Origin of the sequence: Streptomyces sp. NPDC001532 (assembly GCF_040298625.1) — a bacterium.
Taxonomy (GTDB): domain Bacteria; phylum Actinomycetota; class Actinomycetes; order Streptomycetales; family Streptomycetaceae; genus Streptomyces.
This window is the reverse complement of sequence record NZ_JBEPAL010000007.1, coordinates 25,864-39,840: the sequence shown is the minus strand read 5'-3', so window position 1 is coordinate 39,840 and position 13,977 is coordinate 25,864. Positions and strand designations below refer to the sequence as shown.

Genomic DNA, 13,977 nt, shown 5'->3' with positions numbered 1-13,977 from the left:
CCTTCGCGACGAACCGCGTCACCCGCACAGGACGACCCGCGTCCCCCTTCACCACGCAAAGGATGTTCACCATGAAGCTCCGCAAGGTCACCGCCGCGGCCGCGACCGCGCTCGTCCTCACGCTCACCGCGACCGCTTGTGGCGGCGACGACAAGGACAGCGACTCCGGCTCGGGTTCCGGCGGCGGCGACACGATCAAGATCGGCATCAAGTACGACCAGCCCGGTCTCGGTCTGAAGGAGCCCGACGGTTCCTTCTCCGGCTTCGACGTCGACGTGGCGACGTACGTGGCCAAGGAGCTCGGCTACGAGCCCGACCAGATCGAGTGGGTCGAGACGAAGAGCGCCGACCGTGAGAACGCGCTCTCGCGCGGCGATGTGAAGTTCATCGCGGCGACGTACTCCATCACCGACGAGCGCAAGGAGAAGGTCGACTTCGCCGGCCCGTACCTGCTGGCCCACCAGGACCTGCTGGTCAAGGCGGACTCCGACATCTCCGAAGGCACGGACCTCAACGGCAAGAAGCTCTGCTCGGTCACCGGCTCGACCTCCGCGCAGAACGTCAAGGACGAGATCGCCCCGGACGCCCAGCTGCGGGAGTACGGCACCTACTCGGAGTGCATCGCCGGTCTTCAGAGCGGTGCCGTCGACGCGGTGACCACCGACGACTCGATCCTGGCCGGCTTCGCCGCGCAGGACGAGTACAAGGGCCAGTTCAAGCTCGCCGGCCTGAAGCTGAGCAACGAGAACTACGGCATCGGCGTCAAGAAGGGCGACACCGAGACCGTGAACAAGATCAATGACGCGCTGGAGAAGATGGTCAGCGACAAGGCCTGGGACAAGGCGGTCGAGGACAACTTCGGCCCGGCCGACTACAAGAACGAGCCGGCCCCGAAGATCGGCAACGTCGTCCAGTAAGGCCGCACAGTCCACTAACGCGGGGTTCCTCAGGCGTGCCGCCGTCCGCTGCGATCAGGGCGGCGGCGCGCCGCGTCCGCCACGTACGCCTCACACCCGGAAGCGCGGGAGATCGTGTTCGACTTTATTTCTGACTATGACGATCCAACCTTGTTGGGTGCCTTCTGGGTGACGGTGCAGCTCACCGTGTTCTCCGCCGTCGGCTCTCTGATCTGGGGCACGCTGCTGGCGGCGATGCGGGTCAGCCCCGTCCCGCTGATGCGCGGGTTCGGCACCGCCTATGTGAACATCGTCCGGAACATCCCGCTGACCGTCATCATCGTCTTCAGCTCGCTCGGCCTCGCCGACATCTTCGGCGTGACCATGGGCGCGCCCGACGACTTCGAGCTCCAGGGCTTCCGTCTCGCGGTGCTCGGTCTGGTCGCCTACACCGCCGCCTTCGTCTGTGAGGCGCTGCGCTCCGGCATCAACACCGTGCCGGTCGGCCAGGCCGAGGCGGCCCGCGCCATCGGCCTGAGCTTCAGTCAGGTCCTGCGGCTGATCGTGCTGCCGCAGGCGTTCCGCTCGGTCATCGGCCCGCTCGCGAACGTGCTGATCGCACTGACCAAGAACACCACGGTGGCGGCCACGATCGGTGTGGCGGAAGCCGCCCTGCTCATGAAGGAAATGATCGAGAACGAGGCCCAGACGGTGCTCATCGGCGCGGTCTTCGCCTTCGGTTTCGTGGTACTGACCCTGCCCACCGGCCTGATCCTCGGCTGGCTGAGCAAGCGACTGGCGGTGAAGCGGTGACCTCGGTTCTCTACGACGCCCCCGGCCCCCGGGCCAAACGGCGCAACGTCGTCTTCTCGGTCGTCTTCGTCGTCCTGCTGGCCCTCCTCCTGTGGTGGGTCTACCGGACGATGGACGACAAGGGCCAGCTGAAGTGGGCCCTGTGGAAGCCCTTCACCGAGTCCGAGGCCTGGACGACGTATCTGCTGCCCGGCCTCGGGGACACCCTGAAGGCGGCGGCGCTGGCCATGATCATCGCCCTGCCGCTGGGTGCCGTCCTCGGTATCGCCCGGATGTCCGACCACCGGTGGGTGCGGATCCCGGCAGGCGCGGTGGTCGAGTTCTTCCGGGCCATCCCGGTGCTGCTGCTGATGCTGTTCGCCAACGAGTTCTACGCCCGCTCCACGGACGTCACCAGCGCGGACCGACCGCTGTACGCGGTCGTCACCGGTCTGGTGCTCTACAACGCCTCGGTCCTCGCCGAGGTGGTCCGCGCGGGCATCCTCTCCCTGCCCAAGGGGCAGACGGAGGCGGCCCAGGCGGTCGGTCTGCGCAAGACCCAGACGATGACCAGCATCCTGCTGCCGCAGGCGGTCACGGCGATGCTGCCGGCCATCGTCAGCCAGCTGGTCGTCATCGTGAAGGACACCGCGCTCGGCGGCGTGATGCTCGGCTTCACCGAGCTGCTGAACGCGCGCGGCACGCTCGCCGCCAACTACGCGAACGTGATCCCGAGCTTCATCGTGGTGGCGGTGATCTTCATCGTCCTCAACTTCCTCCTCACCAGCTTCGCGAGCTGGCTGGAGGGCAGGCTGCGGCGCAGCAAGCGCTCGACGGGCGCGGTGCTGGCGCCGGACGACGTGGAGGACAACCCGGCCGCCATTCCGGGCGGCTACGGCAAGGGAGCCACGACCTGACGGTCGCTCAGTAGGCTCACGGGACACGAGGGGCAGTGGCGTGATCGCCACTGCCCCTCGTCACTTGACGCAAGCACCGGCAATAGGTTGCATACGTTCTGTGATCGTGCACCCTGCTCCAACTTCCTGTTCACATGCGTCCCTCAGGACACCGCCACGGGCAGGGGGCGCCGCGCCGTGGACCCGGTGATCATCGTCGGAGCGGGGCCCGTCGGGCTCACGCTCGCCCTGGCGCTGGCCCGCCAGGAGGTGCCGTCCGTCGTCCTCGACGAGGGGCCGGGCAAGGACGAACCACGGCTCGCGCGGACCGTCGTGCTGCGCGAGGACACCGCCGCGCTGGTGGAACGGCTGACCGGTGTCCCGCTCGACGCGCTCGGCTGCCACTGGGCCGGATGGCGGTCGATGCGGCGCAAGCAGGTGATGCGCGAGATCACTTTCGACGACGCCCCGGCGGACGCCGAGGAGGCCGCGCCGCCGCCCTTCCCGTCCCCGCTGCACATCGCCCAGCACGTGCTCACGGACGCGCTGCGGGCCGCGCTCGCCCGTGAACGGCTCGTCAGGATCGCCGTGGACAGCCGTCTGGACGCGATCGAACAGGAGTCCAGCGGGGTCACCGCGCACACGCGAGGCCCCAAGGGCACTTGGTGGCGTGGCAGTTATCTGGTCGGCTGCGACGGCCCCCGCTCGACCGTCCGCAAACTCCAGGACATCCGCTTCCCCGGCCGTACGGCGGTGGAGCGACACGCCGTGGCCGCCCTGCGCGCGGAACTTCCGTGGCCGGATCAGGCGTTGCTCCATCGGATGCCGCCGTGGCGGATGTCGGGCCCCTCGGCCGGAGAGGTGGCCGGACGTCCGCTCCCGGACGGCGTCTGGCGGCTGGACTGGCTCCTGCCGCCCGGCAAGGACCTGGTCACCCCCGAGCTCCTGGTGAACCGCGTCCAGGAGACCCTGGCCGGGTGGACGGGCACCTCCTCACCGTCGTACGAGCTGTTGGACACCGGTGTCCACATCGTCCACCACCGTCTGGCCCGCCGCTGGCGGGTGGGCCGGGTCTTCCTCGCCGGGGACGCGGCGCACCTGCTCGGCGCGCTCGGCACCCAAGGGCTCGACGAGGGCTTGCGGGACGCCGACAACCTCGCCTGGAAGCTGGCGCTGGCCTGGCACCACGGGCCGCACGAGGCGCTGCTGGACAGCTACCAGACGGAGCGGCGCGCGGTCGTCGCCGCCCGGCTGCGCGCCGCCGACCAGGCGCTGCCGCTGCTGCGCGGCGGCGGAGGCCTGCGCTCCTACGTACCGGGCAGCGCTCGTGGCCACGACACGCTGCTCACCGACGGGCACCTGGGCAGCGGTCCGCTCGGCGCCCCGGGCTCCTACGCCGACTCCCCGCTCGCACCCCGGCACCTCGAGGCGGAGGTCCCCGTCGACACCCCGCCGGGGGCGCCGGTCACCGATGTGGTGGTCACCGCCGAGGACGGCACCTTCGTACGGCTGCGGGACCGGCTGGGCCGCGGCGCGCTGCTCGTCGTGCTGATCGCGCCGGGCACCGGGGTGTGGGAGCGCAAGCACTGGGTCACGGCCGGGATCATGCCTCGGCTCGCCGCCGCCGTGACCGCCCTGCCCCACCCCGCCGAGCTGCTGGTCGCCGAGACCTATCCCGGCGCCGGCGCCCACACCGTGCTGCTGATCCGGCCCGACGGCCACCTCGTCACCGCACTCAACGGAGTGCGCCCCGCCGACCTGTACGCGGCGGCCGAGGCCACGCTGGGCGGGCCCGCGAAGACGGAGGCGGATGCGGATGCGGCGGAGGCCGGCTCCGAGGCGGGAGCAGGAGCCGGCGCGGGGGCGCGAGCGGGGTCGCGTTGAGGCGTGGGGGGCTTGTATCGCGGAAGTGCGCCCACCGTCACCCAGTGTCCACATGGTGACAGTGAGTTGACCCGTCCCGACCCGCATGGTGTACTCCGGATCGTGACCGACACCTACGTGCGCCTGTGGCGGAGGGTCCATATGGACCTCGTCCGCTACGCGGGCTGCGTGTGTCGACCGTCCTGCTGACCTCGCTTCCTCTTCTCCCCGCCGCACGCGCCGCAGAGGCGTCGCCGCGCGCGGTCACGCGAACTCATCAGGACGGTCCCCGTGTCTGCGGTTTCCTCTTCTCGTTCCCGTTCCCGCTCACGTTCCCTCGACGCCCCCGCGCCGGAGGACGTCTCCGTTCCCACCCAGGCCGAGCTGCTCGACTTCGTCCGGCGTACGGCCGCCGACGCCGAGCTGATCGACTCGCTTCCGCTCGACCCGGAAGGCCGTACCTGGGTACGGCTGCAAGGTCCCGGCGGCAGCGAGGCCTGGCTGATCGGCTGGCCGCCCGGCACCGGCACCGGCTGGCACGACCACGCCGACTCGGTCGGCGCCTTCCTCACCGCGCGCGGTGAGCTCACGGAGAACGCGCTCGCCGCACGGCTGCCCACCGACGGCTGGAAGACCCTCGAACTCAGCGAGGACGTGGACCGGCAGCGCCGGCTTCCGGCCGGCAAGGGCCGCTCCTTCGGCCGTCACCACGTCCACGAGGTGCTCAACGAGTCCACCGAGCACCACGCGATCTCCGTCCACGCCTACTATCCGCCGCTGCCGCGGATCCGCCGCTACAGCCGCACCGGACCGGTGCTGCGCCTGGAGCACGTCGAACGCCCGGAGGACTGGCAGTGAGCGACACGCGCGAAGAGCCGGTCGGCATCGACGAGTTCCTGGAGCGCGTGCGGTCGCGCTACGAGCGGATCGGCCCGCAGGAGGCGTACGACGCGCAGCGGGCCGGAGAGGCCCTGCTGGTCGACATCCGGTACGCCGCCCTGCGCGAACGGGACGGTCTGATCCCCGGCGCCCTCGTCGTCGAGCGCAACGAACTGGAGTGGCGGCTCGACCCCTGGGGCAGCCACCGGGTTCCCGAGGCCACCGGCCACGATCTGCGGATCGTGGTGATCTGCAACGAGGGATACGCCTCGAGCCTGGCGGTCGAGTCACTGCACCGGCTGGGACTGCACCGCGCCACGGACCTGATCGGCGGGTTCCAGGCATGGCGGGCGGCGCGGCTTCCGCTGGCGCTCTAGGCGGCTGAGGGCTGGGAGTCGAGGAGGGCGGGGGCGGGACGGAGAGCTGGGAGTCGAGGAGGGCGGGGAGTCGAGGAGGGCGGGGGCGGGACGGCGGGGGTGGTGGCTGGCGGGGTGGGCGGCGAGAGTCGGCGTTCCGGCCCGGCCGGCTTCTGGCCCGTCCGGGTTCCAGGCCGCTCCGACTTGGCCCCTCCGGCTCCTGGCCCGTCCGTCCGACTCCTGACCCTCCGGCTTCTCAGCCGTCCGGCCACAGCGGCGGCGCCCTGCGTGCCGGTCAGTAGTCCTCCTCCGGGCAGTACAGCGGCACCAGGTCGGCGTTCTCCTCGGTGACCAGGCGGAGCGGGGTCTTGGTGACCTTCTCCGCCTTGTCCTGCTCGTTCCGCAGCAGGGCGATGGTGTTCTTGACCGCCAACTCACCGGTCTCGGACGCCGAGTTGGCGACGGTCGCGGAGAAACGTCCGTCCTTCAGCGCGGCCAGGCCCTCGTCGGTGCCGTTGACGGTCACGATCTTCACCTGTCGAGCGCCGGCCGCGTCGAACGCCTTGCGGACGGCGAAGCCCATCTCCTCGTTGGCGACGAAGGCGTAGTGCAGGTCCGGATGGTCGCGGATCATGCTCTCCGCGACACGTCGGGCCTTGTCCGGGTCGTACATCCCGGGCTCGGTGGCGACCACCTCGGCGGTGTCCGGCAGCGCCGAGGTGAAGGCGCCGACCAGCAGGTCGGAGGCGGCGCCCGGCGCGCCCGCGACGATCCCCACCTTCACCGGGCGCCCGGCCGCGTCCTCGGTGATCCACTCGGCGTCCAGCCGGCCCGCTCCCTTGAGGTCGACCACGACGGCGCCGAGGATGTCGGAGGTGTCCTCGGGCACCACCGAGGTGAGGAAGACAGGGATGTCCGCACCGCGGGCCTTGGCGATGTGGTCCTTCAGCGCGTCGGCGTCGACGGTCTGGAGTATCAGGGCGTCGACGTCCCGCGCGATCATGTCCTCGATGTTGGCCAGTTCCTTGGCGGAGTTCTGCCGGGAGTCGGCCGTGTACAGCTCGACCAGGTTGTTCCTGGCCTCCTGCTCGATGGAGCGCTGGAGGCAGGTGTGGAACTGGGTGGTGCCGCCGTTGACGAAGCCGATCGTGTCGGGGCCGTCGGACGGCCGGCCCGCGGTCGATTGCAGTTGGCAGCCGCTCAGCAGCAGACCGAGGCCGAGGACGGACACGGTCAGCGCTCTTCGGGAGCGGGCGGACACGGGCATGGCGGAGCCGCCTTTCGGGCGTCTGGGATGCGGGGACAGCCATGCGGTACGTGCGGTGCGCGTACGGTGCGTGGGCTGTGAGCAGCAGACGGTACCCGCGGTCGGCAGCGACTCACCTGTCCGGGAACGCAAGGTAATCGTGCGTTCCGTGTGGTGAGAGCGACGGCTCGGGCGGACGCCGGGACTCCGGATCCGCGCCGGGCCGAACTTCCGGTGCACCACTGAGCCCGAGGCCGGCCCGCCACTCCGTCCATCCGGGACTCAACGCGGCACAGCGCTGCGCGCGGCGCCCCCCGTCTACTCCCCCTCGACCTCCAAAAACTCCGTGTCCTCCCCTTCCTCCTCCAGTGCCTGGCGGACGATCCGCAGGGCCAGGCCCTCGGGGTAGCCCTTGCGGGCGAGCATGCCCGCGAGGCGGCGGAGCCGTTTTTCGCGGTCGAGGCCGCGGGTGGCGCGCAGCTTGCGGGCGACCAGTTCACGCGCGGTCGCCTCTTCCTGCTCGGAGTCGAGCTGGGCGACGGCCGCGTCGATCAGCGTGGAGTCGACTCCCTTGGTGCGCAGCTCCCGCGCGAGCGCGCGGCGGGCCAGTCCCCGGCCGTGGTGGCGGGACTCCACCCAGGCGTCCGCGAAGGCGCTGTCGTCGATCAGTCCGACCTCTTCGAACCGGGACAGCACCTCCTCGGCGACCTCGTCCGGAATCTCGCGCTTGCGCAGGGCGTCCGCGAGCTGCTTCCGGGTGCGCGGGGTCCCGGTGAGCAGGCGCAGGCAGATCGCCCGTGCCCGCTCAGCCGGGTCCCCTGAGGACTCCTCCTGCTCGGCCCTCGACGAGGAGGAGGAGCCCCCGTCCTCGGCGGACGGATCCCCGAAGCCGCGCCGCCGGCGCCCACGCCCCCCGCGTGAGCCATCCGCGCCGCGCCTGCCGCCACCGCTCGTGCCCTCACCGAAGTGAGGGTCGCCGTCCGACCAGCCGTCGCCGTGTCCGGCGGCGTGCTCTTCGCCCTCGCTCCGCCCCGGCTCCGTCTCGAACGGGGTGCCGGGGTGGGCGTACTCGGCCCAGTCGGTTCGCCGTGTCACGGGTCAGCTCTTGGCTGCGGCGGCCTTGGTCTTGGCCGTCTTGGCCGCCGCCGGGGCGGGCACCGACTTCGCGGCGTCGTCCGCGGTGGCCGCGACCGCGGCGTCCGCGCCCGGCTCGACCACCGGCTCCTCGGCGGGCCGCACGCCCACGCCCAGCTTCTCCTTGATCTTCTTCTCGATCTCGTTGGCCAGGTCGGGGTTGTCCTTCAGGAAGTTGCGCGCGTTCTCCTTGCCCTGGCCGAGCTGGTCGCCCTCGTACGTGTACCAGGCGCCGGCCTTGCGCACGAAGCCGTGCTCGACGCCCATGTCGATCAGGCCGCCCTCGCGGCTGATGCCCTGGCCGTAGAGGATGTCGAACTCGGCCTGCTTGAAGGGCGGCGCGACCTTGTTCTTGACGACCTTGCACCGGGTGCGGTTGCCGACCGCCTCCGTGCCGTCCTTCAGGGTCTCGATGCGGCGGATGTCGATGCGCACCGAGGCGTAGAACTTCAGCGCCCGGCCACCGGTCGTGGTCTCCGGGGAGCCGAACATCACGCCGATCTTCTCGCGGAGCTGGTTGATGAAGATCGCGGTGGTCTTGGACTGGTTGAGCGCGCTGGTGATCTTCCGCAGGGCCTGGCTCATCAGACGGGCCTGCAGACCGACGTGGCTGTCGCCCATCTCGCCCTCGATCTCCGCGCGCGGGACGAGCGCGGCGACGGAGTCGATGACGATCAGGTCGAGGGCACCGGAGCGGACCAGCATGTCCACGATCTCCAGGGCCTGCTCGCCGTTGTCGGGCTGGGAGAGGATGAGGTTGTCGATGTCGACGCCGAGCTTGCGCGCGTACTCGGGGTCGAGGGCGTGCTCCGCGTCCACGAAGGCGACCTGGCCACCGGCCTTCTGGGCGTTGGCCACCGCGTGCAGGGTCAGCGTGGTCTTACCGGAGGACTCCGGTCCGTAGATCTCCACCACGCGGCCGCGGGGCAGGCCGCCCACGCCGAGGGCCACGTCGAGCGCGGTCGACCCGGTCGGGATGACCTCGATGGGCTCCTTGGACCGCTCGCCCATGCGCATGACCGCGCCCTTGCCGAATTGCCGTTCAATCTGTGCGAGGGCGGCATCGAGAGCCTTCTCGCGGTCCGTACCTGCCATGGGTTCCACCCGGTTTGCTTGAGTCGATCGCTTCACGTCAAAGACGCTAACGCCTGCCACTGACAATGCGCCCCGACGTAGGTCCGGCCTGTGGATAACTCGGGCATTTCTCTACCCAAAGCAGGTCGAAACACCCATCGCGAGCCCTGCCGGAGCCTCCATATGAATGGATGTTCGATTTTCATGTCAAGCGCACCACGCGGCACCGGCGCGCCCGCGGACGCGGTGACTCCGCCGTCCGGTCACCGCCCTCGCAGCCGCCGCAGCCGGACGATCAGTCCGGGCCCGGCACCGCGCCCGCGGTGCCCATGGACACGGGGGTCGTCGGTGACGTCGTACCGCTTCACGTACGCCCCCAGGAAGGCCTGGAGCGTGGCCACGGCGGGGATGGCGATCAGCGCGCCGACGGCGCCGAGCAGCGCGGTGCCGGCGACGACCGAGCCGAAGGCGACCGCCGGGTGGATGTCCACGGTCTTGGAGGTCAGCTTGGGCTGGAGGACGTAGTTCTCGAACTGCTGGTAGATCACGACGAAGATCAGCACCCACAGCGCGTACCAGGGGTCGACCGTGAAGGCGATCAGCATGGGCAGAGCGCCCGCGAGATAGGTGCCGATGGTGGGGATGAACTGCGACACCAGGCCCACCCAGACGGCCAGCACAGGCGCGTAGGGCACGCCCAGGAACTCCAGCAGCACGTAGTGCGCGACCCCGGAGATCAGCGCCATCAGACCGCGCGAGTAGAGATAGCCGCCGGTCTTGTCCACGGCGATCTCCCAGGCGCGCAGCACCTCGGCCTGCCGGGCCGGCGGGAGCACGGAGCAGATCGTGCGGCGCAGCCGCGGCCCGTCGGCCGCGAAGTAGAAGGAGAACAGCCCGATGGTGAGCATCTGGAAGAGGCCGCCGAGGACCTGCGCGGAGACGTCCAGCACGCCGGTGGCGCTGTTCTGCACGTAGTTGCGCAGCCAGTCGGAGCGGAGCAGCCCCTCCTGGATGTCCACCCGCCGCAGCTCGGTGTTGAAGTGGGTGTTGACCCAGTTGATCACGGAGTCGAGGTAGTTCGGGAAGTTCTCGACCATGGTGATGATCTGGCCCGCGAGCATGGAGCCGAGCAGGGTGACGAAACCGGCGGCCACGACCAGTACGGCGAGGGAGACCACGAAGGTGCCCAGCCCCCGGCGCACGCCCCGCGCGGCCATCCAGCTCACCGCGGGCTCGACCGCGAGGGCCAGGAAGAACGCGATCAGGATGTTGATCAGCAGGCCGGTCAGCTGGTGGAAGGCCCAACTGCCCAGCTGGAAGACGGCGATGAGCGCGAGCGCCAGCACCATGGCGCGCGGCAGCCAGCGCGGCATGCGCGCGCCCGGCGCGGCCGCTCCGTCGGCCGGGGGCCGTCCGGGCGGCGTCGTACCGTTCGAGGACGCGTGCTGGGCTGCCTGCCCGGTCTCATCTGTGGATGCCACGGTGCAAGTCTCGCCCACGCCGCCGACAACCGGCCGCCTGCCTGCGATTTTCGTGACCGGTCAGCGCCTTTCCTGTGGCACGCCCATGACGTCGCAGACCACGCGCCACACGTCCTTGGCCGCCCAGCCCGCCGCGAGCGCCTGGTGGACGGTGCGTCCGCCGAGCTCCGACATCACGTGATCACGCGCGAAGGTTTCGGCGTACCCCGTTCCGAAGTGCTCCGCCATCCGCTCCCAGAAGACCGTCAACCGCATGACACCAGTATCCCGCCCCTGAGAGTGGGCCCTGGCCGGACCACCTTGCCGATACCGCTTTCCGCCCTACGGTCTGAGCCATGGCCGAAACAGGAGCATCCCCACTCCCCTCAACGCCCCCGGCGCGTTCCCCGCTCTTCCGCGCCGAGCACTTCGTCTGGCTCACCGCGCGGGTGCTGGAACAGCGCCTGTTCGCCTACCTCTTCCTCAACGGCGGCGCCGACCCCGTGGAGACGGCGCTGGACGCCTACCGCAACCAGGACGGCGGCTACGGCCACGCCTTGGAGCCCGATCTGCGCGGCCCGGTCAGCCAACCGCTGCACACCGCGCGGGCGCTGCGCGTGCTGGACTCGATCGGCCGCTGCGGCGGACAGCGTGTGGAGCGGGTCTGCCGCTACCTGACGTCCGTCTCCACACCCGAGGGGGCGTTGCCGGCCGTCCATCCCAGCCAGCGCGGCTACCCGGCGGCCCCCTTCGTGCCGATCGTGGACGACCCGCCGAGCGAGCTCCTCGCCACCGGCCCGGTGGTCGGCCTGCTGCACCGCAACGAGGTGTGGCACGCCTGGCTCTTCCGGGCCACCGACTTCTGCTGGCAGGCACTGGAGTCCCTGCAGCGGTCCCATCCGTACGAGGTCCAGGCGGCCGTGGCCTTCCTGGACGCCGTTCCCGACCGTCCCCGCGCGGAGGCCGCCGCCGACCGTCTGGGCCGGCTGGTGCGCGAGCAGCGGCTCGCCGCCCTCGACCCGGACCGCCTGGACACCTACCCGGTGGCCCCCGGCTACGCCCCGGGCGAGCACCACTTCCCGCACGACTACGCCGCGACACCGCACTCCCTCGCGCGCGCGTGGTTCACCGACGACGAGATGGCGCGCTCCCTGGACCACCTGGCGAGCGAGCAGCGGGAGGACGGCGGCTGGCCGGTCCGGTGGCGGCAGTGGGCCCCTGCCCCCGCCCTGGAGGCCCGCCCCATGGTGACGGTCGACGCCCTGACCACCCTCCGCGCGCACGGCCGGCCCATCGGCTGACTCGGCGGCTACCCGCCCAGGGCCCGCACTCCCGCGGTCACCAGCACGGCCGCCGCGACCACGAGCAGGAACGGCGCGCGCAGCACCAGCGCCACCCCGGCCGCGGCGCCCCCCGCGGCCCTCGCGTCCAGCACCAGCGCCTGACCGTCGGCGAAGGTCTGCTGGGCCGTGAGGGCGGCGAGCAGGGCCACCGGCAGGAGAGCGGCGAGCCTCCTGACGATCGGCCGCTCCAGCGCACCGGCGGGGACCAGCAGCCCGGCGAGCTTGACGGCGTAGCAGCCCACCGCCGTGGCGCCGATCGCGATCCAGGTGTTCATCACGCCTCCTCCCCCGCGGCTCGGCGCCCGCGCGCCCACAGCACGACGGGCGCCGCGAGAGCGGCCACCAGCACCGGCACACCCGCGGGCAGCACGGGCAGCAGCCCGAGCCCGAGGACGACGGCGAGTCCGGCGACGGCCCGCTCGGTGGCCGTCCGCAGCATCGGTGCCAGCAGCGCCAGGAAGACGGCGGGCCCGGCGGCGTCGAGCCCCCAGGCGTCGGTGTCGCCGATCGCCTCGGCGCCGAGCGCGCCGAGCAGCGTGGTGAGGTTCCACAGCACGTACAGGCTGAGCCCGGTGACGGCGAACCCGATCCGCGCGGAGCGGCGCGTCGGCTGCGCCAGCGAGACGGCCGCCGTCTCGTCGATCACCCACTGCGCGGCGAACGGGCGCACCGCGCGCGGGAGGGCCAGCAACTGCGACAGCCGCAGCCCGTAGAAGGCGTTGCGCACACCCAGGAAGAACGCGCCCGCGGCAGCCGTGACCGGACTGCCCCCGGCCGCCAGCGCCCCCACGAGCGCGAACTGGGACGCTCCGGTGAACACCAGCAGACTGAGCACACACGTCTGCGCCAGTGTCAGCCCACTGCCCGCCGAGGTCACCCCGAAGGCGAACCCGGACAGTCCTACGGCGACTCCGACCCCGAGGGCGTCCCTGACGACGGCGGTGTCCGGCTTGGCGCCGTCCGCCCGTATGTCCGCGACAGCTGTTCGTTCTCCCACCCGCCCGACGGTACGAGCAGCGACGGCGTGGTGTCTTGTACGTTCTTGCGCTCCCGCTGGTAGGCGCCCGGAGGCACCCCGACGATCCGGCTGAAGTGCCGGTTCAGGTGGGGCTGGTCGGTGAACCCCACGGCGGCGGCGGCCTGCGCGGGCGAGCTCCCGGCGTCCAGCAGGCGCCGCGCCCGCCGCACCCGGGCGTCCGTCAGCCAGGTGTGCGGCGGCATCCCGTACGCCGACCGGAAGGCCCGCAGCAGCGCGAACGGACTGGTCCCCAGGTCGCCGGCCAGCTGCTCCAGGGTCGGCGGCTCGGCCATCCGCTCCTCCAGCACGGCCCGCGCGCGGGCCGCGATCCGCGCCCCGGCGGTCGGCACCCGGCGCTGCGGCAGCGCCCCGCCGTTCCGCCGCAGCAGCCGGGTCACGGCGACCCGCAGCAGCGTGTCTGCGGCGAGCGCGTTGCCCTCGTCGGCGGCGCGCAGCACCTGGTGCACCAGCTCCACGGCGTACGGGTCGTCGAGGACCGGGCTGACGAACCCCGGCGTCCCCCGGATGGCCGTCGTCTCGGCCGCGATCTCCGCCACCACCTCGGGCGACGGATACACCGCCCCGTACCGCCACCCCTCGGGCACGCCGGCGCGGCCCGTGTGCGGGGTGTCGGGGTTGACCAGCGCGAGCGCGCCCGCGCCCGCGTACTGGTCCGATCCGCGGTGGTGGAAGACCTCGACGCCGTCGGCGATGGCGGCGATCACGAAGTGCTCATGGGTGTGCCGAACGAACGTCTTGCGGATGTACCGGGCCCGCAGCAGATCCACATCGGGCAACTCGGCGTACCGCCAGTGCCGCGCCCGCTCACTCGAACCCATGCACCCATTGTCGGCGACGGCGAAAAGGCGAGACACGAACCGCACGGACCCAACCGCACAGACCGAACCGCACGGACCCAACCGCACGGACACAGCAAGCGACCCACGAGCTGCGACTCCCACGAGCTGCGAGCCCCTGAGCTGCGAGCCCCTGAGTGCAAGCCACGAGCCACGCGCCACC

At 71.4% G+C, this 13,977-nt stretch carries 16 protein-coding genes; 8 read left to right on the top strand and 8 right to left on the bottom strand.

Annotation, left to right across the window (positions count from 1 at the left end; all coding sequences use genetic code 11):
• Positions 1–71 precede the first annotated feature (71 nt).
• The 7 genes from ABT232_RS09260 (at position 72) to ABT232_RS09230 (ending at position 5,703) form a co-directional block, all read left to right on the top strand.
• Positions 72–917, top strand: a complete 846-nt coding sequence (locus ABT232_RS09260) for a glutamate ABC transporter substrate-binding protein (protein WP_351838066.1) — start codon at positions 72–74, stop codon at positions 915–917.
• 114 nt (positions 918–1,031) lie between these two features.
• Positions 1,032–1,709: an amino acid ABC transporter permease gene (locus ABT232_RS09255; protein ID WP_351838064.1), complete on the top strand. Its 678-nt coding sequence runs from the start codon at positions 1,032–1,034 to the stop codon at positions 1,707–1,709.
• Positions 1,706–2,605 carry an amino acid ABC transporter permease gene (locus ABT232_RS09250; protein WP_351838061.1) on the top strand — a complete coding sequence of 300 codons (900 nt, stop codon included), beginning with the start codon at positions 1,706–1,708 and terminating at the stop codon, positions 2,603–2,605. The genes ABT232_RS09255 and ABT232_RS09250 overlap by 4 nt, the downstream gene beginning before the upstream one ends.
• A gap of 177 nt (positions 2,606–2,782) precedes the next feature.
• A complete protein-coding gene (locus ABT232_RS09245) occupies positions 2,783–4,468 on the top strand; it encodes an FAD-dependent monooxygenase (protein WP_351838058.1) in 1,686 nt (561 codons plus the stop codon).
• Between the two features lie 141 nt (positions 4,469–4,609).
• The gene (locus tag ABT232_RS38430) at positions 4,610–4,657 is read left to right on the top strand and encodes a hypothetical protein (protein ID WP_309506048.1); all 48 of its coding nucleotides are present in this window, start codon (positions 4,610–4,612) and stop codon (positions 4,655–4,657) included.
• An 81-nt stretch (positions 4,658–4,738) separates the two neighbouring features.
• Complete coding sequence (locus ABT232_RS09235) at positions 4,739–5,305, top strand: cupin domain-containing protein (RefSeq protein WP_450871681.1); 567 nt, start codon at positions 4,739–4,741, stop codon at positions 5,303–5,305.
• Entirely contained in the window at positions 5,302–5,703 is a 402-nt protein-coding gene (locus tag ABT232_RS09230) for a rhodanese-like domain-containing protein (protein ID WP_351838052.1), read from the top strand. Before ABT232_RS09235 ends, ABT232_RS09230 begins: the two co-directional genes overlap by 4 nt.
• Before the next feature lie 274 nt (positions 5,704–5,977).
• On the opposite strand, the gene ABT232_RS09225 is transcribed toward ABT232_RS09230, so the two are convergent.
• The 5 genes from ABT232_RS09225 to ABT232_RS09205 all read right to left on the bottom strand — a co-directional run bounded on the left by ABT232_RS09225 (position 5,978) and on the right by ABT232_RS09205 (position 10,872).
• A complete protein-coding gene (locus ABT232_RS09225) occupies positions 5,978–6,949 on the bottom strand; it encodes a sugar ABC transporter substrate-binding protein (RefSeq protein WP_351838050.1) in 972 nt (323 codons plus the stop codon).
• Positions 6,950–7,246: 297 nt separating this feature from the next.
• Complete coding sequence (gene recX / locus ABT232_RS09220) at positions 7,247–8,023, bottom strand: recombination regulator RecX (RefSeq protein WP_351838047.1); 777 nt, start codon at positions 8,021–8,023, stop codon at positions 7,247–7,249.
• Positions 8,024–8,026: 3 nt separating this feature from the next.
• The gene (gene recA / locus ABT232_RS09215) at positions 8,027–9,157 is read right to left on the bottom strand and encodes a recombinase RecA (RefSeq protein WP_351838044.1); all 1,131 of its coding nucleotides are present in this window, start codon (positions 9,155–9,157) and stop codon (positions 8,027–8,029) included.
• A 242-nt stretch (positions 9,158–9,399) separates the two neighbouring features.
• Positions 9,400–10,617 (bottom strand): AI-2E family transporter, encoded by a 1,218-nt coding sequence (locus tag ABT232_RS09210; RefSeq protein ID WP_351838042.1) that lies wholly within the window; start codon positions 10,615–10,617, stop codon positions 9,400–9,402.
• A gap of 60 nt (positions 10,618–10,677) precedes the next feature.
• Positions 10,678–10,872 carry a DUF3046 domain-containing protein gene (locus tag ABT232_RS09205; RefSeq protein ID WP_351838040.1) on the bottom strand — a complete coding sequence of 65 codons (195 nt, stop codon included), beginning with the start codon at positions 10,870–10,872 and terminating at the stop codon, positions 10,678–10,680.
• 80 nt (positions 10,873–10,952) lie between these two features.
• Here ABT232_RS09205 and ABT232_RS09200 point away from each other — a divergent pair, with 80 nt between their 5' ends.
• The gene (locus ABT232_RS09200) at positions 10,953–11,897 is read left to right on the top strand and encodes a hypothetical protein (RefSeq protein WP_351838037.1); all 945 of its coding nucleotides are present in this window, start codon (positions 10,953–10,955) and stop codon (positions 11,895–11,897) included.
• Positions 11,898–11,905: 8 nt separating this feature from the next.
• Here ABT232_RS09200 and ABT232_RS09195 read toward each other — a convergent pair whose 3' ends face one another.
• From ABT232_RS09195 to ABT232_RS09185, 3 genes are read right to left on the bottom strand one after another with little or no spacing between them, the layout of a single operon-like run.
• Entirely contained in the window at positions 11,906–12,214 is a 309-nt protein-coding gene (locus ABT232_RS09195) for an AzlD domain-containing protein (protein ID WP_351838035.1), read from the bottom strand.
• Complete coding sequence (locus ABT232_RS09190) at positions 12,214–12,936, bottom strand: AzlC family ABC transporter permease (RefSeq protein ID WP_351838032.1); 723 nt, start codon at positions 12,934–12,936, stop codon at positions 12,214–12,216. Before ABT232_RS09190 ends, ABT232_RS09195 begins: the two co-directional genes overlap by 1 nt.
• Entirely contained in the window at positions 12,840–13,796 is a 957-nt protein-coding gene (locus tag ABT232_RS09185; protein ID WP_351838029.1) for an AraC family transcriptional regulator, read from the bottom strand. The genes ABT232_RS09190 and ABT232_RS09185 overlap by 97 nt, the downstream gene beginning before the upstream one ends.
• Positions 13,797–13,977: the final 181 nt, after the last annotated feature.

Excerpts from the sequence above, each read along its gene's own strand:
- ABT232_RS09185 (WP_351838029.1), bottom strand. The coding sequence starts at position 13,796 with ATGGGTTCGAGTGAGCGGGCGCGGCACTGGCGGTACGCCGAGTTGCCC.
- recA (WP_351838044.1), bottom strand. The coding sequence starts at position 9,157 with ATGGCAGGTACGGACCGCGAGAAGGCTCTCGATGCCGCCCTCGCACAG.
- ABT232_RS09205 (WP_351838040.1), bottom strand. The coding sequence starts at position 10,872 with ATGCGGTTGACGGTCTTCTGGGAGCGGATGGCGGAGCACTTCGGAACG.
- ABT232_RS09225 (WP_351838050.1), bottom strand. The coding sequence starts at position 6,949 with ATGCCCGTGTCCGCCCGCTCCCGAAGAGCGCTGACCGTGTCCGTCCTC.
- ABT232_RS09195 (WP_351838035.1), bottom strand. The coding sequence starts at position 12,214 with ATGAACACCTGGATCGCGATCGGCGCCACGGCGGTGGGCTGCTACGCC.
- ABT232_RS09200 (WP_351838037.1), top strand. The coding sequence starts at position 10,953 with ATGGCCGAAACAGGAGCATCCCCACTCCCCTCAACGCCCCCGGCGCGT.
- ABT232_RS09260 (WP_351838066.1), top strand. The coding sequence starts at position 72 with ATGAAGCTCCGCAAGGTCACCGCCGCGGCCGCGACCGCGCTCGTCCTC.